The sequence below is a fragment of the Alteromonas gracilis genome (assembly GCF_036870955.2).
Taxonomy (GTDB): domain Bacteria; phylum Pseudomonadota; class Gammaproteobacteria; order Enterobacterales; family Alteromonadaceae; genus Alteromonas; species Alteromonas gracilis_A.
Genome location: NZ_CP145482.2, coordinates 4,176,057 through 4,198,391, shown reverse-complemented (window position 1 = coordinate 4,198,391; position 22,335 = coordinate 4,176,057). Strand labels below are relative to the sequence as shown.

Below are 22,335 nucleotides of genomic sequence, written 5' to 3'. Positions count from 1 at the left end.
TGTCCTACTGTATCAGCATAGTGGCGCTGCCAAGCACGGCGGCACAACTTGCTTTAGTCACGGTGCGCGTATATTGCGCGTCGCAGCTACTAGTACTTGAGCATTGCGTTAAACGGTCGATAAGCTGCTCGACTTCACTACGCACTAGAGCGGCATCGGCTTGAGTACCAATATCAGTGCCTAGCATTGTCGTAATAATAGGTTTGATGACGCCATCGCGAGCCGCGCCGTTAAACGCTGTGTCTGCCGGTTGCGAGAAGTCAAATTGCGGAAAATAGGCTTGGCGTAAGCTGTCACTTTCAACCAAAGTATCGCAGTATTTAATAGCAAGCTGAGTAACGGCCATCTGATTTGCCGCTAAAAAGCTGGTGATGTCGGTGACAGACGGTAGTTGTTGTTTCAACTGGCTAAAGGTCTGATTAACTGACGGTGTACTCATCGGCACGGTCGTCATTGCTGACATGCTCGCGTTTATCTCAGCGAAGTGCTTGGTGCCAATATCGGGTTGTGCCTCGAGGTCTGCCGTTTCTGCAGGGGCAGGTGGTGTTGCCTCAACACGTACATCAGTATTATCGCCGAGTACTTCAAAGGTCAAAAAGAACTCGTCTAGCTCGGGCCCTTTCTCTAAAGGAATAATGGTACCTTGTCGTGACAACGGTTGGCCTGACTGTGCCGAATACGACGCTGCGTTAATCGAAGTACTAAGCGTTGAAAACACTTGTCCCGCGAAAGACTCTCTGCCGTTTATGCCTATGCGAATACCTTCTATGGCTATGTCTGGAATCTGCGCATAGCTATCAAGAGAAATAAAGAATGGCTGAGCAAAAAGGTAGCTGTAGCTATCAAATTGGCTTACCTCAAAAACAATATAGCTTTGTGGTACGTTGATAAGGTCACTAATGCCAAACAGCAAGAAGTATTGCTGGCCAACGCCCGCATCGAAGTTTTTGGTAATTTCATCATCGGTTAATGTACGGTTGTGAACCGCAACCATACGCAGTGTGCCTGCCCATGGAGAGTCGCCTGATACTTCGCTGCCCAGTACAAAGGCAAAGCTGTCATCCCAGTCAAGGAAGTTGCCACCCTCAACATCATCTATATCGTCAGTAAACTCGCCGTTAACGTAAATTCTACGACGATTATTGGCGTCAATATTTACCACAACATGTTGTAAGGCCGCTTGTAAATCTTCGTCGGCATCGGCAGTTGATAAGGCGGGTTCGCCATTTACATCGGTGTTTTCATTGCGTAGCAGCACATCGTAATTGTATAGGGTTTGGCCGAGCGTGAAGTTACGGCGGTCGCGCCCGCCAGAGTAGCTCACAATACGCGCTGGGCCTTCTTGAGTAACATTCGCTGGTGCTACCCAAGCTTCAATCGCAAATTCGCCACTACCTAGAATGAGATCATACAGTTTTCGGCTGTTGGTGGTGCTGCCTTGTGCTTTTCCATTAGCAAACTGCACGCCGTAACCGCCTACCCAGTTGTAGCTGCCCGAGAGTGTCAAATCGAGTGCCGGATCTACGCCTGACGTGTCAAATGCCGTGTTCCCGCTACTGGTTTTAAATTCCCATTTTGCAATTACATATTGCTCGAATCGTCCGCCACCACTGGCTAGGGTTCCGTCAAATAACGATAGAGCATCAGAGTTAACAAGGTTTCCATCAAGCTCAGTGAGTTCAATATTATCTGACATCTGTGCAATCGCCATGCTAACGGCACTGCCATCTTGCTGGCAATCACTCCAGCAATTGTGAAACTCATCGCGCAAACGCACCACAAAACGTGAATCGTCCGGTACGTCAAGGTTCATTCGGTCCTTCGCGGCTTCATAGGCTTCATTAATATCGCTGGATGAAAAGTAAGGTGAAATAGGAATAGTGGCACTATTGGTGTGACAGCTAGCGCAATGCGTTTGCAGTATGGGATACACTGTACTTTCAAAAAGCGCAGGGCTTTCTGGAAAGTTTTTGGTCGAGCCCGGTGCTCGAGCAACAGGGGCTTGCAGCTCTATTTCGGTGGCTTGGTTTTGCGCATCAGAGTCGTTGGCCCAATCGCTAATCCATGTCGTCATAATGTCAGCGCAAGCGCTGTCGCTGGTGAGCCAGCAGTTATGACCGCCACCAACCTTAGTGACCAAGCGAGAGTCACTAGGCTGTGCTAAATCTACCAAGGAACCCGTGTCGGCATAGGCGAGATTAATATCATCATTGCGGGCAAAGGTTGGCGACTGTGCGCCTTGAGTATGACACGCGCCGCAGCGGTCGGCCGTGGCAATGTTATCCCATAGTGCACGTTTGAAATTCGCTACATCATCTGTGCTTGCAGCAGGTCCTGCATAGTTAACCACAGGCTGTTCAGTTGGTGGCGGTAGAGGCGTGGGTTGTACCTCAACATCACTGCCACCACATGCGCTTAACAGCGCTGCAAGTGTTCCAATGGCAACAGCGCGAAAACGGTTAGGGTTGAAGAGAAAGTGCGCCATATTTATTCTCCTTTGCAATAGTTCGCAGCATTGGCGAACACAGACTTCATTTGATAGCCAGAGGCTGCAAATTGAGTTTGCATCGCGCTAATCTGCGTGCGATCTTCACTGTCTTGAGGTTTGCGCAGACACACTTCCTCGAATACTTTTGTGACCTGGCATTTAGCAAACTGTTGGCTATTTGCCAGTTCTTGTCCCATTGATTTAGCACCGTTCCCAGAACCCGAAAGGGCGTTTGACCAGCCAAGATTAAAGTTGGGTCCGTTTCGCCAGTAGTTGTCCCAGCTATCATCTAATGTCACAAAACCGTGAATAAAGTTGTTACCGTTGATGCGATATTTTTCTTGAACGCGAGAGCCTGTCACAGAGTCAGTTTGACCTTGTGCGTTATACTGCAGTGCGCCGCGCTCGCCGTCTGGGTCGTTGTCTACATCGTATTGATAGTTGTAATAAGCAAACGCTTGCGCCAATGGGTCCATACCAGAGTGACAACTTACGCAGTTGTTGTGGAATAGCCTACTGTCACCGCCCGGACTTCGGCTAACGTCTTGTCGAATGCGATCTGGTGCGCGGGTAATATCAGCAACACCTTCTAAATCGGTGCACATATGGTTCATTAGAGTAAAACGAAACATGGCGCGATTAGTTCCGTCTTTGAAAAAGGCTTTTGCTGCTGCGCGCGTGGTCATAACACCTGCTGTAGCATCTGCAGGAAGTCCCGTTGTTGCTGACTGCGTGGTTCTGACTAGGTTTGCATGCAAATCAGTAACGGTATCTTCCATGGCCAAGTAGTGATCGTTATTACTATTGCTGTAAGGTGGTAGACCCAATGACGGCGCCCCTACATATAAAATGTCGCCGCTTAATACCTCACGAAAATCAACGTCATCTCTAACTATGCCGATAACAGTCGCGGTGTAATCGTTAAGTGGTTCGAACTTGTCAAAGGCTTCGTTTGTCCAAGGGGCCACCCACGTTTTGATAGTGACGTTGTAGAACGCAGGGTTCTCCATAGCCAGAAATGCCGCACTTTCAGTGTTGCCATCCTCTATGTAGCTTTGCATGGTGCTAAGTACACTTTCTGAGGCTAGGTACACCGACTAAACGCTCGTGCATGCGGGCCGCTTGTTCTCGGGGACCCGCTTGGGCACCAGTAGATAGCACAAGTGCACAGCTCAGTCCTATCAAGGTTTTTTGAACAGCGTACCGTGAAATAGTGTTAGCCGAATACGCAGGGATAGGTAGTCGGGAAAAAAGGCAGAAATAGTTTCGCACGGTCTGTGATCCTTTAATTCGCAGTGTCGCAAATGAAACCAATCAGTCACAGCCAATTAAATACTCACAAAAGTCTATAGGTCTTAAAAATTATAACTAAGTGTGCAGTTTGGGTGGGTTGAAAGCCTTTATTTTGATGCGTTGAGATATACCAAATAGACAATGAGTTCTTACGCTAAGTCTATGATTACTAATTAGAGTATCTGTAGGGCTACGTTTAATTTTTGCCATACAGTCAACGTTATTCCTGCCGGAAGGCTGCTTTTTCGTTTTTTATTGAGTTCCCGCATATCAAGACGCCTTCATGCGAATGGGTTTTCGTAAAAATCAAATTAACCACGCCCTCTGCTATTAGCTTCAGGTATGAATTTGCATCCCCTTTTATGAACTTGCAACTTGTGACATTTATGCCTCGGTGAAATGCTGATAAGGCATTTACAGTTTTAAGTCGTAGGTAAGTGATCCTTCACCGCAAGACTATTCACTGTGGCAAAACCCCATTAACCAACGTCATTTTGTACTTAAGAGGTATGGCGACAGTGGCAGTTAATACTACGCATCCAGAATCTTTGCCGGTATCTATGCTGAAAGAAGCATGGACACAAAATGCTGTGCGAAAGGCAATGCTGATTGTCGGTGTCGCTGCACTTTCTGCTTGCGGTGAGTCTGTTTTATCGCAAAGCAATGATGAGCCAGACCCCGTTGTTGTCGATATCCCCGTGGCTTTTGTCAAGCGCACACTGCCCGTGGATGAAGAGGGGATGCCTATCGAAAGTGACTTAAGAACACCTGCTGAATTTGTGCCTGGTGCTGCACTTTTTATTAAAAGGCGTGCCGCCGTTAGTAGTGAAGAAATCAATATTACCGATCGCGCTTTTGTCGATAGCACCTATGAAGATAACGCCGAAGAGGAGACACAGCCACCTCAGTACGATGTAAAAGATATTGAGGTGTCGTACGACGGCAGCAAGCTACTATTTGCCATGCGTGCGCCAGAAATTGCAGACGCCGATGAAGACGAGCAGCCTACGTGGAACATTTGGGAATACGACATTACTACAGACGAGCTTCGTCGGGTTATAGCCTCTGATATCGTGGCTCAAGCTGGTGAGGACACTAGCCCAGTCTATTTACCTGATGGGCGGATTGTATTTAGTTCCACCAGACAGCGAACCAATCAAGCTATCTTAATCGATGAGGGTAAGGCGCAGTACTCTGCTTTGGAAGAGGGGTTAGACGTAGAAGCGTCAGTACTTCATGTTATGGATGCTAACGGCAGTGGTATTACGCAAATATCGTTTAATCAAAGCCACGATATCGACCCGTTAGTGATGCCAAACGGCAAAATCCTATTTACACGATGGGATCAGGCGGCAGGTGATAAAGGAATGCATCTTTATCAAATGAATCCGGACGGCAGTGAGTTAGAAATTGTATATGGTCGTCACAGTCATGACTTAAATGGCGACAACGTGCATTTTGTACAAAGTCGGGTTACACCTGATGGGCAAGTATTAGCGGCAGTTCGCGAATATACGCGCGATACATTAGGTGGAAATTATTATCGCTTAGACGTACAAAACTACATAGACAATGATACGCCAACGGCGGCTAGCGATAGTTTATCAGGGCCTGGACAGATTGCGGCCCTGTTTGACAACATCGATACCCAAGCGCCAATTTCTGCGGGTGGATATGTGGGGGCGCTATATCCACTATTTGATGGCAGTAATCGTCAGTTGTTCGCTTGGAGCCAATGCCGTGTCTATGATCCTGAACAAGAGATAGTTGAAGGTGAAACACGCACCATTTTGCCGTGCAGCGACGCCCTACTTGCTAATGAAGATATTGAAGCTGCGCCGCTGTTATACGGCTTGTGGATGTATGACCCGCAAACCAATACACAGCAGGTTATTGCCACACCGCAAGAAGGAATAGCCTACACAGAACTTGTGTCGATGGAGCAACGATCGTTTCCGGCTGACTACACACCAGGGGAAGACTTTGACGATGTACTGGCCAGCGAAGGTCTTGGTCGCATCCATATTCGCAGTGTTTACGATTTTGCCGGAGAAGATGTTACGCCAGCGGGCATTGATGTAATGGCTAACCCCAGCTTGACCGCTGCCGATGAGCGTCCTGTGCGCTTTGTTCGCGTGGTGAAAAGTGTGTCTATTCCCGACGAAAATATCGTTGAAGTAGAACGCAGCGACTTTGGCCCATCGCGCAATTTACTGATGCGCGACATTATTGGCTATTCAACGGTTGAACCTGACGGTTCAGTGCTATTAGATTTGCCCGCCAATATTCCGCTGTCGTTCGAATTTCTCGATGTCAAAGGCAAGCGAGTTTGGCCGCGTCATGACAACTGGGTGCAGTTGGTGCCTGGAGAAGTCAAAACCTGCAATGGCTGTCACAACCAAGATAGCACCTTGCCTCACGGTCGACTTGATGCTGAATATCCCTCTATAAATTTAGGCGCACCATCGACGGGTGTCGCACACCCAGGTGCCAACCCCGCTTTGTTTGCTGATATGGGTGAAACTATGGCACAAACAAAGAATCGTGTGTTAGGCCGCACTTTCCCTTCACCCGATATTCGCTATGAAGACATCTGGAGTAACCCCGCAGACACAACGCTATCAGACGCTTTTGTCTACGCCTATGGCGACATGCGCTCAGCAATCCCTATCTCACAAAGCTGTGCGCAAACTTGGACTAGCTTATGTCGCATTACGATTAACTATCCGGACCACATTCAGCCGTTGTTTGAGGCTGATCGCCGCATATTTGATGAAACCGGCATGTTAATAAGCGACACCACGTGTGTTAGCTGCCACAGCCCGGTTGATGCTGATGGTTTGACACAGGTGCCAGTGGCCCAACTCGATTTAACAAACCAACCGTCGCTAGATAACCCAGACCAACTGACAGGCTACCGCGAACTGCTATTTAATGATGCTGAAGTTGAGCTTGTTGATGGAGTGCTGCTCGATAGATTAGTTGAAGCGCTTGATGGTAACGGCAACCCTATTTTCGAACGAGATGAGGATGGCGAATTAATCCTCGACCCCGAAGGTAACCCAATCCCTGTGATGGTAACCGTGTCTGTTGCGCCCTCTGCTCGCGCGTCAAGTGCATTGGCGAGCGAGCGGTTTTTCTCGCTGTTTGAAACCGGGTCACATGCAAACTGGCTGAACAATGCAGAGTTAAAGCTAATGGCAGAGTGGCTAGATCTTGGCGCTCAATATTACAACAATCCGTTTGATACACCGCAGGACTGAATCTATGAAATGGTTTTCCGCGGTGTTAATAGCCTTGTCTTGTATTTGCTTATGTGGGCGAAGTGGCCACGTAAAGGCTGATGAGTTGGTGGTGAAAGTCGTTGAGCCTTATGCGGATATGCATTCCGGCCCGGCGAGTGCTTTTCCCATCTTTCATGCCATTGAGAAAGGCGAAACTATCACCGTGCTTAAATCTCACACTGGCTGGTACAAGGTGCGCACCTCAGAGGGAATAGAAGGCTGGATTGCCAAAACGGCATTAGCCGCAACGCTGCACCTCGACAATGCCGAAGTGTTGATTGCGCAAAGTAATTTTGACGGTTATCAGCACCGTACTTGGGAGTTTGGTGTACATGCTGGGCAGCTAGACGGTGTTACTACCATGTCGGTAAGCGCAGCATGGATATTGACCGACAATATCGCAGCAGAAATAAGTGCAACACAGGCTTTGGGCGATTTTTCAGACAACAGAATGTGGTTGGTGCGTATGCAGCACTACACCTTTCCAGAATGGCGATTGTCGCCTTATTTCACATTGGGAGCTGGGCAAATTCGCACCGAACCCAGCGCCACGCTTGTGCAAAGCGGTGCAGAGTCAAGAACAAACGACCTCCTCGAAGTAGGAGTGGGTGCGCGCTATTACCTACAGAAGAACTTTGTAGTTCGCGCTGAATACAAACGCTTAACGGCGCTAACTGAGCGTGACGAATTTGAGGAGTTAAATTTATGGACGCTAGGTCTATCCGTCTTCTTTTAACAAGCTTAACCGCTTTATTGGTATCAGGCAGTGTTTTTGCACAGCAAGGTCCTATCATCGAGCCAAACCTTGAACGTCGCGATATACGCGAAGCAGATATTGACAGCGAAAACTTCGAAATTGGTGTGTTTGCGGGCCAGGTGAGTATTGAAGACTTCTCAAGTTCTTCCATTGTTGGAGTGAGTTTTGGCTACCACATCACTGAAAATATTTTCGCCGAAGCCACTTATGCGCAAGCGGACGCGGGTGAGACGAGCTTTGAAATCCTCTCTGGTGGCGCTCCGTTTTTAACTGATGATGAGCGTGAGTATACCTATTACGACCTGTCGGTTGGTTACAACTTTAACGGCGAGCTATTTGTTACTCAGAACACCGTTTTTAACACGGACTTCTTTGTCACTGTGGGGGGCGGAAGCACAGACTTCGGCGGTGAAAGCCAGTTTACATTGAGTTTGGGCGCGGGGTATCGGGTATTAATTACCGACTACTTTGCTCTTCGAATAGATGTCCGTGATCGAATTTTCAACAGTGAAATCATTGGTGAAGAAAAAGACACCCACAACATTCAGTACACCCTTGGCGCGACCTATTTCTTTTGAGTAATCGATTATGAAAGTAAAACACTTTGATTTTATTTCTTGCCTTATCGCCTTCGTCACTATTTTACTGGGTTTAGCCGTGACCACGGCCACGCGTGCTGAACAGCCCGCTATTAATGCCCCTGCCATCGACTTTACGCTCAAGGGAAAGGATGGCGCGAATCATCGTTTAAGCGAAGAGATAGGCAACATCGTTATCGTTAATTTTTGGGCGTCATGGTGCGGCCCTTGCCGCGAAGAGTTACCTGCCTTTGAAACCCTTTATCAAGAGTACGCCGACCTAGGTGTGACTGTACTTGGCGTCAATGTCGATGACGACTCGAGTAAAGCGAATGTGTTGCTTAAAGATATCAACGTGTCCTTTCCCGTCCTTTACGACCCTGATGGCACGGTGAGTGAGCTGTACGACGTATCAGCAATGCCAACGACCGTTATGGTTGACCGCAACGGTAACACTCGCCTCATCCACAAGGGGTACAAGTCTGGCGATGAAAAACACTACGAAAAAGCCATTAAGTCACTGTTGCGAGAGTAAGAATGAAAAAGTCATCACGTATTGGAGCACTTGTTCTATTAAGCACTTTCATAAGTTCAGGTTGCGTTAGCACACTCGATACCCTCGCTGACATCGAACCTTGGGTTAAACCCTATGAGCGAAGCAACTTGGCTGACCCTATCATGAGTATGAATAGGAACCCCATTGCTACCGCGTACATCAAGCACGTGTTTGAAGCCCGTGAAGGTGCGCGAGGTGCTGATGGTGGTGCAGGAGGCGGTTGTGGCTGCAACTAAATACAAGGTGTACGCCCTTCATGCGCTCGCGCAACTTTTTCTTAGTGTCATCGTAGTGTCTACAAGTGCATTCGCTGCGGTTTTACCTCAGGACCGTTCTGATGCCATGTATCACAGCTATTCTGGCGATGGGGTAACCATTGACGGTCCTTCAGTGTTACTGCGCAAAAAAGTGGGTAACAAGGTATCTCTGTCTGCAAATTACTATGTTGATACTATCTCTGGGGCGTCAATTGACGTGCGTGCTCAAGCAAGTGAATATCGCGAAGAGCGCACTGAAACCACTGTGGGCGCTGACTTTCTTCACAACAAAACACTGATGAATGTCAGCTACACCAACTCCAGTGAAAATGACTTTGAAGCCAACTCTTTTCATTTGAGTTTCAGCCAAGATTTTTTCGGCGACTTAACCACGCTTGCACTGAGCTACTCTCGCGGAGAAGACGAGATTCGCCGTCGCGGAGATGAAAGCTTTCTAGAAGAGGCCACACGCCAAAAGTTCGGGTTTGGGTTAACGCAAGTGCTCACCAAGAATCTCATCATTGGTTTTAATGCTGAAAATATCTCGGATGAGGGCTACCTGAACAACCCTTATCGCGCTATTCGTTATCTAGATCCAGACAGCGCGCGAGGGTTTTCATTTATCACCGAAGTGTATCCCAACACCCGTGTTAGTAATGCATTTTCGCTTAACGGGAATTATTACCTGCCGTATAGAGCCAGTGTTTATGGCGATATGCGCTATTACTCTGACACCTGGGGCGTAAGTGCAACTAACCTTAAGTTAGGTTACATCCATACCTTTGGAAAAGCGTGGATTGTTGACGCTCACGTACGCTTTTACCAGCAAGATCAAGCCGATTTTTACCAAGATATCTTTAATCGTGCTGATGAATTCACTTTCATGGCGAGAGACAAAGAACTATCGACATATTCCGGCGTTGCTGCGGGTGTCGGTGTGACATACGAGTGGGCTTTCTCTTCTGATAATTATTTAGAAAAAAGCACCTTCAACCTTGAATACGACTACATGCAGTTCGATTACGATAACTTCCGCGATGCCACAGTCGACGGCGAAGTGGGTGAAGAGGCATTGTTCGGCTTCTCTGCCAACGTAGTGCGTGCATATGTGTCAATTTGGTATTAGGGAGAAAGCGATAATGTTCCAGAAAGCCAAAACTAAGTCCTCAAAACCCTCTTTTCTAACGCGTATAGGTGCAGGACATTGCGCAATGATTGTTGCGCTTGTTATTGCTATTTTCCTTAACGTTGCTTCATTTGCCGCTAAGGCTCAAAGCCACGAAGCGGGTGATACTTCATCAGAAAACACATCGCTTAACGCACAAATAGAAGACTTAAAGAAAGCGCTGATTAACCTCAACCGTGATTTATTTATCCTTGAGGAAGATTTGTTGTTTCCATCAAGTACGCAAGTCGCGGTGTATTTGTCTTTAGATGTAGGTGTGTACTTTCAATTGGATGCCGTAGAGCTTGTCATTGACGATGAAACCGCGACCTACTATTTGTATACAGAGCGTCAAGTCAATGCGTTGAAACGCGGCGGTGTTCAGCGCTTATATATGGGCAATATCAACCAAGGCGCACATGAGCTTACTGCGTTTTTCATCGGTATAGGCCCTGAAAAACGCCCTTATAAACGCGCCGTAACGCTGACGTTCGATAAAGACGAAGATGCGCAGGCGGTGGAGCTACGAATTACCGACTCTACCGCTAAACACCAACCTGAATTTACGGCGACGGTGATATAGGTCGCGCGCATCATGACAAAATTGTTTTTCACATCAACATGGCTGAACAAACTATCATGCATTCGGCTAAACGCATTGATAGGCCCGGTAATGTGTGCCTTGGCGCTAGGATTAACAAGTATGGCTGACGCTAGTGCTGATGAGAGCGTGCAGGCACTAGATATGTCAGCCAGTGAGCAAAAACAGCACGCGTTACAATTTGGCGAGGTGGTGTATTCGCTTTATGTTGATGATGCATTGACTACGCTGAGCAAAATGGCACTAGCAAAACAGCAGATTGGGCATAGCAACACAGGTAAGTCATACAATGAGGCATTGAGGTTACTCGAAGGTGGTGTGGGGCTTGGTTATGGTATGCCGCGAATGGCTCAGCGAAATTTATCGTCTCACTCTCAGTCGTTATCCAATGAGCAGCGCCATGTAGCATGGTACTGGCTTGCGAGACTGCACTTTTCACAGTCACTTTCAAAGTCTTTAGATGAAAACAGTGTAGTGCGCGGTTTACAACGCGGGCTTGAAGCCTACAACACGTTTGTAACAAGCCTGGAGTCGTCAGAGCGTGACTTAGATGAGATTTTGACTCCAGCGCAGTGGTACGAGCTAAATTATCAAGCAGCGCAAGCGTCTATGGCGTTAAAGGCCTCAACGTCTTTTCAATCACAATCAGAAGCTAAGACACAGACTGTCGGTATTGAACGCTTTCTCGCCGTGCTACCTCAACATCATATATCGCGACAATACTTGGGGTATAACCAAGCGGTAAATGCGTTTGCTCGTGGCGATTACGATGACGCGAATCAACACTTCTTAGCATTACAAAATGCACTAATGCAAAAGCTGGAGAATAAGCCAAATGACAGTGGCTGGCTTTCTTGGTTTAACTGGTGGCAAGACGATATTGATGAGAGTGAAACCCAACGTGAAACTAAAGCGCTGCTAAACGAGGTATTGCTTTCAAGGGGGCAAACGCTGTTAATGTTGGCTCGGCAAGATGAGGCACTTACCGTGTTTGACAGTATCGATACGGATGCGTATGCCATAGATACTACGTTGGAAAACGGCAACAACCAAGTTCCTTCACGAGGCACCCGCTCTCAATCATTGGTTCGCGACGAAGCGCTATTACATTATGGCTGGGGGTTGGCTCAATCTGGCGATTGGCCGCTGGCGATGGGAGTCTGGACGTTTCTATCCGACCAAGACAACAATCTTTTTACGCTCCAAGCTACACATGCCCTAGCTTATGGTTATGCAGAGCTTGGAGGGGAGGTACAAGCCTATGACACCCTTCAACGCCTTATTGATAAACTGTCGGTGGTAATAGCTGAACTCGATGTGTTGTCACAACAAGTAGAGCAGGAACGCTATTGGCAAAGCGTGGCACTAGGTTCAGGATACTTGCGTGTCGAGCAACAAGAAAGTGAAAGCCGCGAGGTGATAAATGGTGATGCAGCTGATGATAAAACACCATGGCAGTCGCTATGGCTAAGCATCCCAAAAAGACCTTTTATTCGACCTTATCACCAGTCAAGACACGGGCAACGCTCAGCAGCACAATTTAGAGAACTTATCATCCTTGTATCAAATACAAGGTCAACTTAGTGAACAACGGGCGCTCATTGATACGTATAACGTGTTGCTTGATGAGAGAGAACAAGCTCATCAGTCTCGTGTGGCAAACTATCAGTCAACCCAATCAGAAAATCTACTGCGCCGCTTGTCAGCGCAATTTGCCACCCTACAACAGCGAGTATCAAACGCCGAGCAGCTAGTCGATATTCCTGTCGGCGAAGGAACCAAAGAGTCGTGGATGGCAGGGCTTGCTACTTTCGCTAGCGAAGAGCAGCTTGCATGGCTGGCTCGCGTCACGAATGCTGAGCAGCGTCTTAAGCTGCTTTCGCAACAGCGCACTATGCGTCCATCTTATGGCGAACGCTTGGCCAGAGTAAAAGGAGTCTTGGCGTGGCAGCTTTCGCAGCAGTACCTAAGCGAAAAATGGAAAAGCAAGCAAGCACTGATTGAGACTGAAAAACTACTCGCAAACGCTCAAAGTGCACAAAATGGTTTTAATACTCTGCTTAGCACGCCAAAACTAACCTATGAACAACGCGATAGCGTTAGTGCACTGCAAGCACGCATCGACATGCACTTAGAAAACACATCCCAGTTAATCGTTCAGCTAGAAGTGACATTAACAGATAAGGCCTTAGCGCTTATCCAAGCACGTAAAGCCTACCTTGCAGAGCAGTATGCATTAAGTCAGCTGGCGATGCTTCAGCTAAGAGATGGCAACATGCATGCACCCGTGGCTCGCGATAGCGAGGAGAGTAAAAGTGAATAAATCTTTTCGACGTGTAGCATACATGGCGCTGGCTAGCACTATCGTTACAGGCTGCGCCTTTGCGCCTTTTGAAATGCAAAATGACAGTGTCGAAACACCGCAAAACGCCCTGGTAACGTCACTAGGTATTAAACGGGTAGTGGTTGATAAAACGCGGCTTGAGCCCGCAGCGCTGGATGAAATTCGCAATGGTTATGCTGACTTGGTTGGCCAGTTTTCAAATGAGTCGCTCGCGCAGCAACTCGACCTTCGTCTTGCCGACGTAGAGATGTTGCTAGCTGAAGAGAGACAAGTTGCACTTAATTCGAGTGCGCCTGAGACGGCTTATCAAGAAGCGATCAGCGCGTATCAACGTGTTTTGGCTAAGTACTCGAATGAGGCTTCAAAAGAAGCAATACTTTATCAATTGTCGCGTGCCTATGAGTTACAGGGTGATAACGAAAAAAGTGTTGCTGTTCTCAATACGCTGTTGGCGCAATACCCTCAGTCGGTGCATGCACCTGAGGCGTGGTTTCGACAGGGCGAAGCGTTTTATAGTCAGGAGCAATATGCAAAAGCGGCCCGTGCCTATGAAGAGGTGCTTTCTCACGACCAGGGCAATAGCTTTTACACCATGGCGGCCTATATGCAAGGTTGGGCGCACTACAAGCTAGAAGCCTATGATAAAGCGTTGATGTCGTTTGATAGCATGCTGGCGGCCAGCTTCAACCCAGCTCCCATAACGTCGACTTCATCGGCAGCACTACCAAAGATAAATCAACTGTCAAAGGGACAACAAAAGCTGGTGCAAGACAGCCTAAGGATTATGGGGAGGCTCTTTTCCTATAAGGGAAATGGGCAAGCTATTGTCGAGTTTTACCAAACGCAAGGCAATGCGCCCCATAGCTATTTGGTATACAACGAGCTTGCACAGCAGCATTTGGACAACGATCGTTATCTTGATGCGGCTGAAGCATATCATGCCTTTGCCAGTCATTTTCCTTCGCATAGCGAAGCGGTGTCTTTTTATGTCAAACACATAGACGCATTTATCTTGGGAGATTTTCCCAGTGAAGTGCTAAACGCCAAAGCGGGCTTTGTCAGCACCTTCGGAGCAGCGCCTGGGCTTTACTATTCACTGCCAGAGTACGTACAACAAAATGCACGCCCTTATCTTCATCAATATTTGCGCGAGTTAGCGCAAACTCAGCACAGCTTTGCACAACAGCTTTCTAACCCAGACAAGCAAAATGCGTTGCCAGCGGCACTGCGCGAACTTGATGTCGACGCACTTGAGACTGAGGCGGCCCATGCGTACGAGAAGGCGCAAGAGTACTACCTTGCGTTTATAGAGATGTTCCCTAGTGATGAACTGGCTGCACAAATACAGTTTAATCTTGCAGAGAGTTATTTTGAGTCAGCACAATTTGAAAAGGCCATTACGCATTATGAGCATTTTGCTTATAACCATACTGAGCACGAGCGAGCAAGTGATGGTGCATATAGCGCGCTGTTGGCATATACCGCGCTGCTCAGTGAAAGTGCAGGAGCACAAGTAGAAGATATAAAAGCAAAACAACGCCAAAGCCAGCAGCGTTTTATCGCTCGTTTCGCTAGTGATAGTCGTGTAGTGCCTGTTGTACAAACATTAATGCAAGAAACGTTTGATGAGACGCAGTATGAACAAGCGCTTGGTTACAGCAACTGGCTGTTAACTCCTCCTGAGAGTGTCACCGCTATTGTATCGGACGATATGCGTTTATCAGCGTTGCTAGTTAACGCGCACAGTCAGTTTGGCCTTGCGCACTACGACGATGCTGAGGTGGCATACGTCGCACTTTTAGCCTAAGCATAGAAAAGAAGTCTTTTGGTCTTGAGGCTTCAAGGCAAGGACAGCTAACACAAACACTGACGAAAAACCTTGCTATTAGTATGTTTAAGCAAGCTGAGTTAGCAGCTGCACAAAGTGATTTATCGCAAGCGGTATCTCATTTAAACAGACTAATGCAACGTACCCCCAATGTGGATATCCGCGTGAATGCGCAATACGATGCTGCGAGCTACTTGATGTCACTCGAACGATTTGATGAGGCTCAAGCTCTGTTAGAAGACTTTGAGCGTCGCTTCCCTGAACATGAACTAACGCCAACTATAGAAAACAAGCGGCTATTTGTTTATGAAAAAACGCAGCAATGGGAAACCGCTGCCAATGTGCTTTACGGTCAATATCAGCGCGAAAAACTTACCGACCAAGGACGTGAGGCCTTACTTCAAGCAGCTGAGTACTTCGAGTTGGCAGGCAACCGCTCCGCTTCACTGCCTGCGTATCGTACTTATGCACATGCCTATCCTGAGCCCTTCGATACCGTTATGGAAGCGCGATTTATTATGAGCGAGTTCTACCTGCAAAGCGGTGAAGATGCGAAACGTCGCTTCTGGTTAAACAAGTTAATAAAAGGGCATGATACTGCTGGTGACAAGGCAACATCACGTTCGCAAACGCTAGCTGCAATGTCGGCAATGGTATTTGCTGACGATGCAAAATATGCCTTCAATAAACGAAAGCTTACCCAACCGCTTAAAACGAGTTTAAGCAAAAAGCGCGAAGCGTTATCTAAGGCGGTACAGGCTCATAACAAAGTATTGTCATATAGCGTTAGAGAGTATGCCACCAAAGCCAACCATCAACTTGGTGCACTCTATCGTCAACTCGCTAACGACCTAATGGACTCACAGCGTCCTGATGGCCTTAATGCTTTAGAGCTAGAGCAATACGATTTATTGCTAGAAGAGCAAGCTTACCCATTTGAAGAGCAGGCGATGCAAGTGTTCGAAGTGAACGTTAAGCGCAGCTGGGATGGCACATACGATCAGTGGGTAAAATCTAGCTTTTCTCAGCTAGCTGAACTCATGCCAAATCGCTATCGCAAAATTGAAAAAGTGGAGGCGCTAAGTGTTGATAATTACTAGTACGTCTTTAACTACAAGGTTCGCTGCGGCGCACGTTGTGATTTTGTGTTTGATGTTAAGTGGGTGTCTAAATACGCCACGTGATAATGCTGCGCCTGAAAGCAACGCGCTTACTGCGTCAGGCAAAAGTGCGTCAGGCACAAGTACTTCGGGCCATACTGATGATGCAACGCCTGAAACAAACAACGAATTATCGGCAGAGGCGATACTTGCCGCCACACTTCGCGGTGCCACGAACCAGTATGCGGCGACAAAGCGTGTCTTTAATCAAGCCGCCAAACAGCATTTTGAAAAAGCGCTTCGCCATTATAATGCGCAAGATTTTGACCAAGCTTTGGATCTCGCCCAGTTATTGAGTAAGGCAAACAATGCCCCCTCAGCGGTGTGGGTATTGTTAGGCGACATCGCAAGAGCTAAACAAGATATTAACCTCGCCGCGACGCACTATACACAGGCTATCGCCGTCAATAGCGCCAATTACTTTGCGCTAAATCGACTGGGCACTATTGCTCGTGAACAAGGCGATTTCCAACAAGCCAAACAATGCTATATAGATGCGCTTAGCGCATGGCCGGGTTATGCCAATGGACATTACAATTTGGGTATTCTGCTTGATTTATACCTAGGCGATAAAATTTCAGCCCTGAATCACTATAGCGACTACCACGCATTGGTGAGCTATCCAGAGTCGCAACCTGCGCACCACGTAGATGAAAGTTTGGTTAAGCAAATAGAGCGATGGATGGCAGACGTTAATCGTCAAGTATCTGCAACAGCGACAGCAACAGGAAGACCTAATGAGTAAACATCTTCTTTTTAGCGTCATTGCCGTTGGCAGCATGATGTTCATGTGCGCAAGTCCTGCGCACTCGCAACAAATTCAATCCGCGCCATCAACAGACGAACCTCTTCGGCTCGAAGCCACAATTCGCGGTGACAAAGAGCAACCAAGGGTATTAAGTATTGTACCTTGGCAATTACCCACTCATCGCAATATTGAAGGCACCTTATCGTGGAAGCCACAAACCGTGTCGCTGAAACCTCTTGATAGAACACAGTTTCTCCGTCAAATGCAACTGTCTCAACAATTTGGTGTGCAAGCACTTACAAACCAAGATAGTCCTGTAATAGAAAGAGATTAGGTATATTTTATACCAACAATGTGACGGGCTGGATAACCTACTGACAGCAATAATCGGGTACAACTATTACTATGAAGCGAAGCGTTTTTCGCTGTCCATTGTTTAAGAGGAAAAATCATGCAGGTCTTCGACATCATTGTACGTTTCTTTCAAGAAGGTGGCCCTTTTATGTTCCCCATCGCAATTGTACTGGCGATGGGAATAGCCATCGCAATTGAGCGATACTTTTTTCTGTCATCAGCAAAACGGACTAATAGACATGCGTTTGCAGAGCTTGAGCCTCTGCTAAGTCAACAAAAGTACGACCAAGTACGTCGTCTTGGAGAACAAGGCAATGCGCCAATTAGCCGCGTCATAGGTGCAGGTATTGCGAGGCTGCAAGTTAGCCCACGTCGTGAAGACATTGAATACGCAATGGAAGAGGGCTTGATGGAAACTATCCCTCGTCTTGAAAAGCGAACGCCTTATTTGGGGACGTTGGCAAATATATCTACGCTACTCGGTCTGCTTGGAACCATTATTGGTCTAATTGCTGCGTTTTCTGCTGTAGCCAATGCTGACCCCTCAGAAAAAGCAAGTTTACTGTCTCAAAGTATATCGGTGGCAATGAATACAACCGCGTTTGGTTTGATTGCGGCAATCCCGTTATTAGGTCTCCACTCGATACTGCAGACTAAAACGACCGAAATTGTCGATAGCATGGAAATGGCGGGCGTGAAATGCCTCAATGCCCTTATGGCAAAGAAATCAGTGACGCCGTTAAGTCGTCAATCTGATGAGTAATGTGTGATGCTTAATAGACGTAAGCGCTTGCCTAAGGCGGACGCAGAGCTTGATATCACGTCGTTTTTAAACCTCATGATTGTGCTTGTACCGGTTCTGCTAATGATGATGGTATTTTCACGCATTACCGTGGTTGAACTGAAGTTGCCTGGGCTAGGCGCACTGGCCGAAGGCGAAAGCATAGAGCAACAGGTGCTTGAGCTGGTGGTAACCCCTCAGGGCAGTGCAGTTTACTTTCCAACGGGCTATCTGGTTACTCAACTGCCTGCTCTTGAAAATATTGAGACTGGCGATGTTGTGCAAGACTGGGATGGACTGCAGCAAACTCTTAAACAGCTTAAGCAAACTTTGTTAGCAAAAGGTGTTACTAAGGACGACATTGTCTTGATGGTATCTGACTCTGTTGACTATCAAACATTGATAACGCTGCTTGAGCGAACCCGCTCATACAAAGATGTTGTTGCAGCTTCAGAGGTAGATGCTGCACTTTTTCCCGACGTTTCGTTTGCTGATGTCCCTGCTCATATGGCGCAAATAGATTGGTCTCAAGCTCAACAAAATCAGAGTGATGAGACACTCAAGGAGAGACCATGAAACAGTCGGTTCGCGCAAAACGTATGGCGAGAAATCACAAGCGACATTCAAAACAAACGAAGTTGAGTTTGGTGTCGCTGATGGATATTTTTACGATCCTTGTATTTTTCTTGATGCTAAACGCATCTGATGTACAAGTTCTGGATAATCACAAATCTGTTACTTTGCCCGAGGCAACATCTCAAACACCAAGCGCGAGAAACGCTCCTTATACTCGTTAATAGCAATGACATTGTCTTACAAGGTCAAAAGGTAGCTAATGTCGAAACTGTCCTTGAAGGTAGTCGGGATATTATTGATGGTTTGGAACAAGAGCTTGCCTATCACAATAAAAAGCAAGGAGAATTGGCGGGGGCTACAGACTCCGTAGAGGGCGAGTTGGCAGCCAAGGCCATTACCATTATGGGTGATAGAGCCGTACCCTATGCCTTGTTGAAAAAAATTATGTATACCTGCGCAGAAGCGGGTTATACCGATGTGTCGCTGGCTGTTGAGCAACACCTTGAGGGTGAGGGCGAAGTATGAGTGGCCATTATTATCAAACCCAGTTGCCGTGGGCTGCGAGCGACGGTGAAAATAAAACGTTTTCGCGTATTACCTATATTTGTCTTGGCCTAACACTGATTCTTACACTTGTTGTTCGGTGGGTTCAGCTACCAGAGCAAACCCGTGAAGAAAAAGCAGCGTTGCCACCTCAGCTAGCACGTATTCTTAAACCCGTTACGCCTGAACCTCCTCCGGAAATTAAGCCAGAGCCCGTTGTAAAAGAAAAGCCGCCTATTGTTGAAACGCCGCCTGAACCTAAACCAGAGCTAAAACCAAAGGTAGAGCAGGTTAAGCCCAAACCTGCACCTCAAGCACCGAAAGTGACGCAAGAGGAGAAAGTGGAGCAAGCTCGTGAAAATGCAAAGCAAACGGGGTTACTTGCCTTTGCTGATGACATCGCCAGTATGCGCAATGATATAAGTCTCAACAACATGGCGAACACTGAGACTATAGAGGGTGCTGGCAAAAAAGAGCAAACAAGGCGCAAGCGGGTCGGACAGCAGGTGGCGACGTCTACAAGTGGTGGTTTACAAAATGCCGAAATCAGCCAGAACATTGGTTCCCGTGGTGAGCTTGCTGGGCGTAAAACCACCGAGTTCATCGCGCCAGAAGAGGGGGCTGCGTCGCTAGCAACGAAACGCATTGAACAAGAGTCGCAGGTAGTAGGCGATCGTGATGTTGAGCTGATTCGCAAAACGTTGGACGCCAATAAGGGGGCCGTTTACTCCCTTTATCGTCGTGCTTTACGCCAAGACCCAGCGCTTGAAGGAAAAGTAACGGTTGCCCTTACTATTGAGCCTGATGGAAGTTTGTCTGAAGTCACGCTAGTAAGCAGTGAGCTTGATAACGAAGCGCTTGAGAAAAAGTTACTGTCTCGTATCAGAATGATTAACTTCGGTGCTGCCAATGTTAAACAAACCAAGCTGGAGTATGCGTTTAACTTCTTGCCCTATTAATTGAGCGTTACCCTGACTCCTCTTTCATAAAAAACCTTACCTCTTGTGGTGAGGTTTTTTGTTCTTAGCTGCGTACTCTCTTTATTCAAAGTGGGATTAAATGTATGCAAGTATCGACAAAAGCCTAATTCGGCTGCAATCTCTGTGATATGTTATAAGGTAATGAAGTTTTACAGTTAAAATTTAGTGATGAAAACAGCGATTAACACGTTGGCTAAAATGAAACAGGTGAGCTGGCTAGCGCTATCAATTATGCTGGTCAATGTGACATGTACGACGTTTTCTGTGGCAGAAGAGTCGGCAACATCATCGTACGAAGAAATCGATTGGGTTGCTTTGATGCCGGAAGATGATTTAAGCGCATTGATGAACAGGCCGGAATTTCTCAATGATATTGCAGATGGTTCAGCGGAAGATTCTCTCGATAGTTTTGCGTCTCAGATGTTAGAAGACGAACAAGCACAACGTTACCAATCGGCATTGGTATCTACACGCGTTATTGATGCGTTCGACGGCAAGGCTATTCGCATTCCCGGTTTTATCGTGCCGCTTGAGCAAAATGCTGAACAGTTAGCCACGACATTTTTTGTAGTTCCGTATTTTGGTGCGTGTTTACATATGCCTCCACCACCACCCAATCAAATTCTGTTTGTTGAATTTGAGGAAGGTGTTGAAGTAGAGAATTTATATGATCCCTTCTGGTTTGAAGGTACCATTAAAATAGAAAATCATGAAAGTGCATTGGGCACGTCAGCATATTCGTTATTGTTAGATAACGTTATGTTATATGAGGAGTGATAAAAATATGTTTTTATCAACACTGAGAAAAGCACTAGCGGTTGCTTTTACACTATTTGCTTTTAGCAGCAGCGCATGTGAGCTACATGCGGGGATGGAAGGTATGGGGTTTGGTTTTCAACATCCCTTGATGCAGCAGCACATGACGCCAAAGCGCGAGGCAATTATCGGCCTTAGAATAGACCGTAAACGCGAGATGGCAAAAAACGAGCAAGCGGCAGTTCCGCTTCGTTTTACTGTGCCACCTAACTACGAAAAAGTGAATGTGGATGTAACAACAAGTAGTGGTCTTTCACTGCTTTCTGATGAACGCTTTAAAATTAATAAGGCGATGGGCAAGCAAGATATTAGTTTTGTAGCGTTAGAACCTGGCACACATGAAGTGGTATTGAAGGTATACGCGTTAAAAAGTAATGTCCCTGTTACTTATACACGCAAAATAAAAGTTGTTGTTAGCTAGGCATTATTCACTCCAGTGAGCATGAACACGTCTCGTAGTGCGCTTTGGATGATATCTATCGTCTTTTTTCTTGCGCTGGGAGTAGCGGTAGGGTTAGGGCTAACGGGCAAGTTATCAGAAAATTTATGGGGTAAGTTTCCAAGTTTGTCTGCGCTTTTTACCAGTAATGACAATGTGCTCTACAGCAAGGCAGCTGATACCGTTGATAGAAAAGCATACCCAGATGTCAATTGGGATGCATTGTTGCCTGAGACTGAAAGAGGCCTTTTAGGGAACACAGCCCAGGGACAAAACGACGATACATCTACGCCACTTCACGAACAAATTTTCAATTCTATTCAGCGCACGTTCGATGATGACTACCAACGCGCGCTTGTTTCAACCAATACCGTTGCCGCACTCGATCAAAAACCAGTAACACTCAACGGCTTTATTGTTCCTGTAGAAGCGAATGCACAGCGCAGAATAACCGCGTTCTTTGTGGTTCCTTATTTTGGAGCATGTATTCATTATCCTCCCCCGCCCCCTAACCAAATTGTGTACATATCGCTAAAACCTGATAGTGATGGCGAAGCTGGGCTTAGCCACGATTCAGTAGGTATAGGAAATATTGATATTCAAAAAGCCTATTCGTTTTCAGGAGTATTGCATGTTGGTATGTATGAAGATGTTCAAGGTACATCCGCTTACATAATGGATGTAATTGAAATTGCAGAATATGTCGGTAGTGCACAAGAAGGTGCATTCCATAAAGAAAGCACCTTTACCAAGCCTGTGCGCTAGAGCGCGTTGACTAAAACGTCTT

The 22,335-nt window shown here is 46.9% G+C and carries 21 protein-coding genes and 1 pseudogene; 20 read left to right on the top strand and 2 right to left on the bottom strand.

Annotated elements, in window-relative coordinates; translation table 11 throughout:
- Nucleotides 1–4: 4 nt before the first annotated feature.
- Entirely contained in the window at nt 5–2,485 is a 2,481-nt protein-coding gene (locus V6N89_RS20190; RefSeq protein ID WP_346993165.1) for a LamG domain-containing protein, read from the bottom strand.
- A 2-nt stretch (nt 2,486–2,487) separates the two neighbouring features.
- The gene (locus tag V6N89_RS20185; RefSeq protein ID WP_346993164.1) at nt 2,488–3,549 is read right to left on the bottom strand and encodes a hypothetical protein; all 1,062 of its coding nucleotides are present in this window, start codon (nt 3,547–3,549) and stop codon (nt 2,488–2,490) included.
- A 750-nt stretch (nt 3,550–4,299) separates the two neighbouring features.
- On the opposite strand from V6N89_RS20185, the gene V6N89_RS20180 reads away from it, so the two are divergent.
- From V6N89_RS20180 to V6N89_RS20080, 20 genes and pseudogenes are all read left to right on the top strand, one after another.
- Nucleotides 4,300–7,044, top strand: coding sequence for a hypothetical protein (locus V6N89_RS20180; protein ID WP_346993163.1), 2,745 nt, complete (start codon nt 4,300–4,302; stop codon nt 7,042–7,044).
- A 4-nt stretch (nt 7,045–7,048) separates the two neighbouring features.
- Nucleotides 7,049–7,801 (top strand): SH3 domain-containing protein, encoded by a 753-nt coding sequence (locus V6N89_RS20175; RefSeq protein WP_338519160.1) that lies wholly within the window; start codon nt 7,049–7,051, stop codon nt 7,799–7,801.
- Nucleotides 7,771–8,400, top strand: coding sequence for an outer membrane beta-barrel domain-containing protein (locus V6N89_RS20170; RefSeq protein ID WP_338519159.1), 630 nt, complete (start codon nt 7,771–7,773; stop codon nt 8,398–8,400). Before V6N89_RS20175 ends, V6N89_RS20170 begins: the two co-directional genes overlap by 31 nt.
- Nucleotides 8,401–8,410: 10 nt before the next feature.
- Nucleotides 8,411–8,935, top strand: coding sequence for a TlpA family protein disulfide reductase (locus V6N89_RS20165; protein ID WP_338519158.1), 525 nt, complete (start codon nt 8,411–8,413; stop codon nt 8,933–8,935).
- 2 nt (nt 8,936–8,937) lie between these two features.
- The gene (locus V6N89_RS20160) at nt 8,938–9,192 is read left to right on the top strand and encodes a DUF4266 domain-containing protein (RefSeq protein ID WP_338519157.1); all 255 of its coding nucleotides are present in this window, start codon (nt 8,938–8,940) and stop codon (nt 9,190–9,192) included.
- The gene (locus tag V6N89_RS20155; RefSeq protein WP_346993162.1) at nt 9,179–10,339 is read left to right on the top strand and encodes a DUF3570 domain-containing protein; all 1,161 of its coding nucleotides are present in this window, start codon (nt 9,179–9,181) and stop codon (nt 10,337–10,339) included. Before V6N89_RS20160 ends, V6N89_RS20155 begins: the two co-directional genes overlap by 14 nt.
- Before the next feature lie 13 nt (nt 10,340–10,352).
- Nucleotides 10,353–10,961, top strand: a complete 609-nt coding sequence (locus tag V6N89_RS20150) for a hypothetical protein (protein WP_338519155.1) — start codon at nt 10,353–10,355, stop codon at nt 10,959–10,961.
- A 120-nt stretch (nt 10,962–11,081) separates the two neighbouring features.
- Nucleotides 11,082–12,563 (top strand): hypothetical protein, encoded by a 1,482-nt coding sequence (locus tag V6N89_RS20145; RefSeq protein ID WP_346993161.1) that lies wholly within the window; start codon nt 11,082–11,084, stop codon nt 12,561–12,563.
- Entirely contained in the window at nt 12,538–13,302 is a 765-nt protein-coding gene (locus tag V6N89_RS20140; protein ID WP_346993160.1) for a hypothetical protein, read from the top strand. Before V6N89_RS20145 ends, V6N89_RS20140 begins: the two co-directional genes overlap by 26 nt.
- Nucleotides 13,295–15,130: a tetratricopeptide repeat protein gene (locus V6N89_RS20135; RefSeq protein WP_338519151.1), complete on the top strand. Its 1,836-nt coding sequence runs from the start codon at nt 13,295–13,297 to the stop codon at nt 15,128–15,130. Before V6N89_RS20140 ends, V6N89_RS20135 begins: the two co-directional genes overlap by 8 nt.
- A gap of 83 nt (nt 15,131–15,213) precedes the next feature.
- A complete protein-coding gene (locus V6N89_RS20130; RefSeq protein ID WP_338519150.1) occupies nt 15,214–16,251 on the top strand; it encodes a hypothetical protein in 1,038 nt (345 codons plus the stop codon).
- Nucleotides 16,235–17,056 (top strand): tetratricopeptide repeat protein, encoded by an 822-nt coding sequence (locus V6N89_RS20125; protein ID WP_338519149.1) that lies wholly within the window; start codon nt 16,235–16,237, stop codon nt 17,054–17,056. The genes V6N89_RS20130 and V6N89_RS20125 overlap by 17 nt, the downstream gene beginning before the upstream one ends.
- Nucleotides 17,049–17,393 (top strand): hypothetical protein, encoded by a 345-nt coding sequence (locus V6N89_RS20120; RefSeq protein ID WP_338519148.1) that lies wholly within the window; start codon nt 17,049–17,051, stop codon nt 17,391–17,393. Before V6N89_RS20125 ends, V6N89_RS20120 begins: the two co-directional genes overlap by 8 nt.
- A gap of 117 nt (nt 17,394–17,510) precedes the next feature.
- Nucleotides 17,511–18,176: a MotA/TolQ/ExbB proton channel family protein gene (locus V6N89_RS20115; protein WP_338519147.1), complete on the top strand. Its 666-nt coding sequence runs from the start codon at nt 17,511–17,513 to the stop codon at nt 18,174–18,176.
- Between the two features lie 6 nt (nt 18,177–18,182).
- On the top strand, nt 18,183–18,770 hold the full coding sequence (locus V6N89_RS20110; RefSeq protein WP_338520177.1) for an ExbD/TolR family protein: 588 nt from the start codon (nt 18,183–18,185) through the stop codon (nt 18,768–18,770).
- A pseudogene (locus V6N89_RS20100) lies at nt 18,767–19,295 on the top strand (ExbD/TolR family protein). The gene V6N89_RS20110 and the pseudogene V6N89_RS20100 overlap by 4 nt, the downstream one beginning before the upstream one ends.
- Nucleotides 19,292–20,272: an AgmX/PglI C-terminal domain-containing protein gene (locus V6N89_RS20095; RefSeq protein WP_338519144.1), complete on the top strand. Its 981-nt coding sequence runs from the start codon at nt 19,292–19,294 to the stop codon at nt 20,270–20,272. Before V6N89_RS20100 ends, V6N89_RS20095 begins: the two are co-directional and overlap by 4 nt.
- Nucleotides 20,273–20,524: 252 nt before the next feature.
- Nucleotides 20,525–21,070 carry a DUF3299 domain-containing protein gene (locus V6N89_RS20090; protein WP_338520176.1) on the top strand — a complete coding sequence of 182 codons (546 nt, stop codon included), beginning with the start codon at nt 20,525–20,527 and terminating at the stop codon, nt 21,068–21,070.
- Between the two features lie 7 nt (nt 21,071–21,077).
- Complete coding sequence (locus tag V6N89_RS20085; RefSeq protein ID WP_338519143.1) at nt 21,078–21,530, top strand: hypothetical protein; 453 nt, start codon at nt 21,078–21,080, stop codon at nt 21,528–21,530.
- A gap of 48 nt (nt 21,531–21,578) precedes the next feature.
- Entirely contained in the window at nt 21,579–22,313 is a 735-nt protein-coding gene (locus V6N89_RS20080; protein WP_338519142.1) for a DUF3299 domain-containing protein, read from the top strand.
- The last annotated feature ends 22 nt before the right edge of the window (nt 22,314–22,335 follow it).

Bases quoted from the DNA above. Each gene is read 5' to 3' on its own strand.
- V6N89_RS20190 (WP_346993165.1), bottom strand. From the start codon at position 2,485: ATGGCGCACTTTCTCTTCAACCCTAACCGTTTTCGCGCTGTTGCCATT.
- V6N89_RS20185 (WP_346993164.1), bottom strand. From the start codon at position 3,549: ATGCAAAGCTACATAGAGGATGGCAACACTGAAAGTGCGGCATTTCTG.
- V6N89_RS20175 (WP_338519160.1), top strand. From the start codon at position 7,049: ATGAAATGGTTTTCCGCGGTGTTAATAGCCTTGTCTTGTATTTGCTTA.
- V6N89_RS20170 (WP_338519159.1), top strand. From the start codon at position 7,771: ATGGACGCTAGGTCTATCCGTCTTCTTTTAACAAGCTTAACCGCTTTA.
- V6N89_RS20165 (WP_338519158.1), top strand. From the start codon at position 8,411: ATGAAAGTAAAACACTTTGATTTTATTTCTTGCCTTATCGCCTTCGTC.
- V6N89_RS20160 (WP_338519157.1), top strand. From the start codon at position 8,938: ATGAAAAAGTCATCACGTATTGGAGCACTTGTTCTATTAAGCACTTTC.
- V6N89_RS20150 (WP_338519155.1), top strand. From the start codon at position 10,353: ATGTTCCAGAAAGCCAAAACTAAGTCCTCAAAACCCTCTTTTCTAACG.
- V6N89_RS20145 (WP_346993161.1), top strand. From the start codon at position 11,082: ATGGCTGACGCTAGTGCTGATGAGAGCGTGCAGGCACTAGATATGTCA.
- V6N89_RS20130 (WP_338519150.1), top strand. From the start codon at position 15,214: ATGTTTAAGCAAGCTGAGTTAGCAGCTGCACAAAGTGATTTATCGCAA.
- V6N89_RS20120 (WP_338519148.1), top strand. From the start codon at position 17,049: ATGAGTAAACATCTTCTTTTTAGCGTCATTGCCGTTGGCAGCATGATG.
- V6N89_RS20115 (WP_338519147.1), top strand. From the start codon at position 17,511: ATGCAGGTCTTCGACATCATTGTACGTTTCTTTCAAGAAGGTGGCCCT.
- V6N89_RS20110 (WP_338520177.1), top strand. From the start codon at position 18,183: ATGCTTAATAGACGTAAGCGCTTGCCTAAGGCGGACGCAGAGCTTGAT.
- V6N89_RS20095 (WP_338519144.1), top strand. From the start codon at position 19,292: ATGAGTGGCCATTATTATCAAACCCAGTTGCCGTGGGCTGCGAGCGAC.
- V6N89_RS20090 (WP_338520176.1), top strand. From the start codon at position 20,525: ATGCTGGTCAATGTGACATGTACGACGTTTTCTGTGGCAGAAGAGTCG.
- V6N89_RS20085 (WP_338519143.1), top strand. From the start codon at position 21,078: ATGTTTTTATCAACACTGAGAAAAGCACTAGCGGTTGCTTTTACACTA.
- V6N89_RS20080 (WP_338519142.1), top strand. From the start codon at position 21,579: ATGATATCTATCGTCTTTTTTCTTGCGCTGGGAGTAGCGGTAGGGTTA.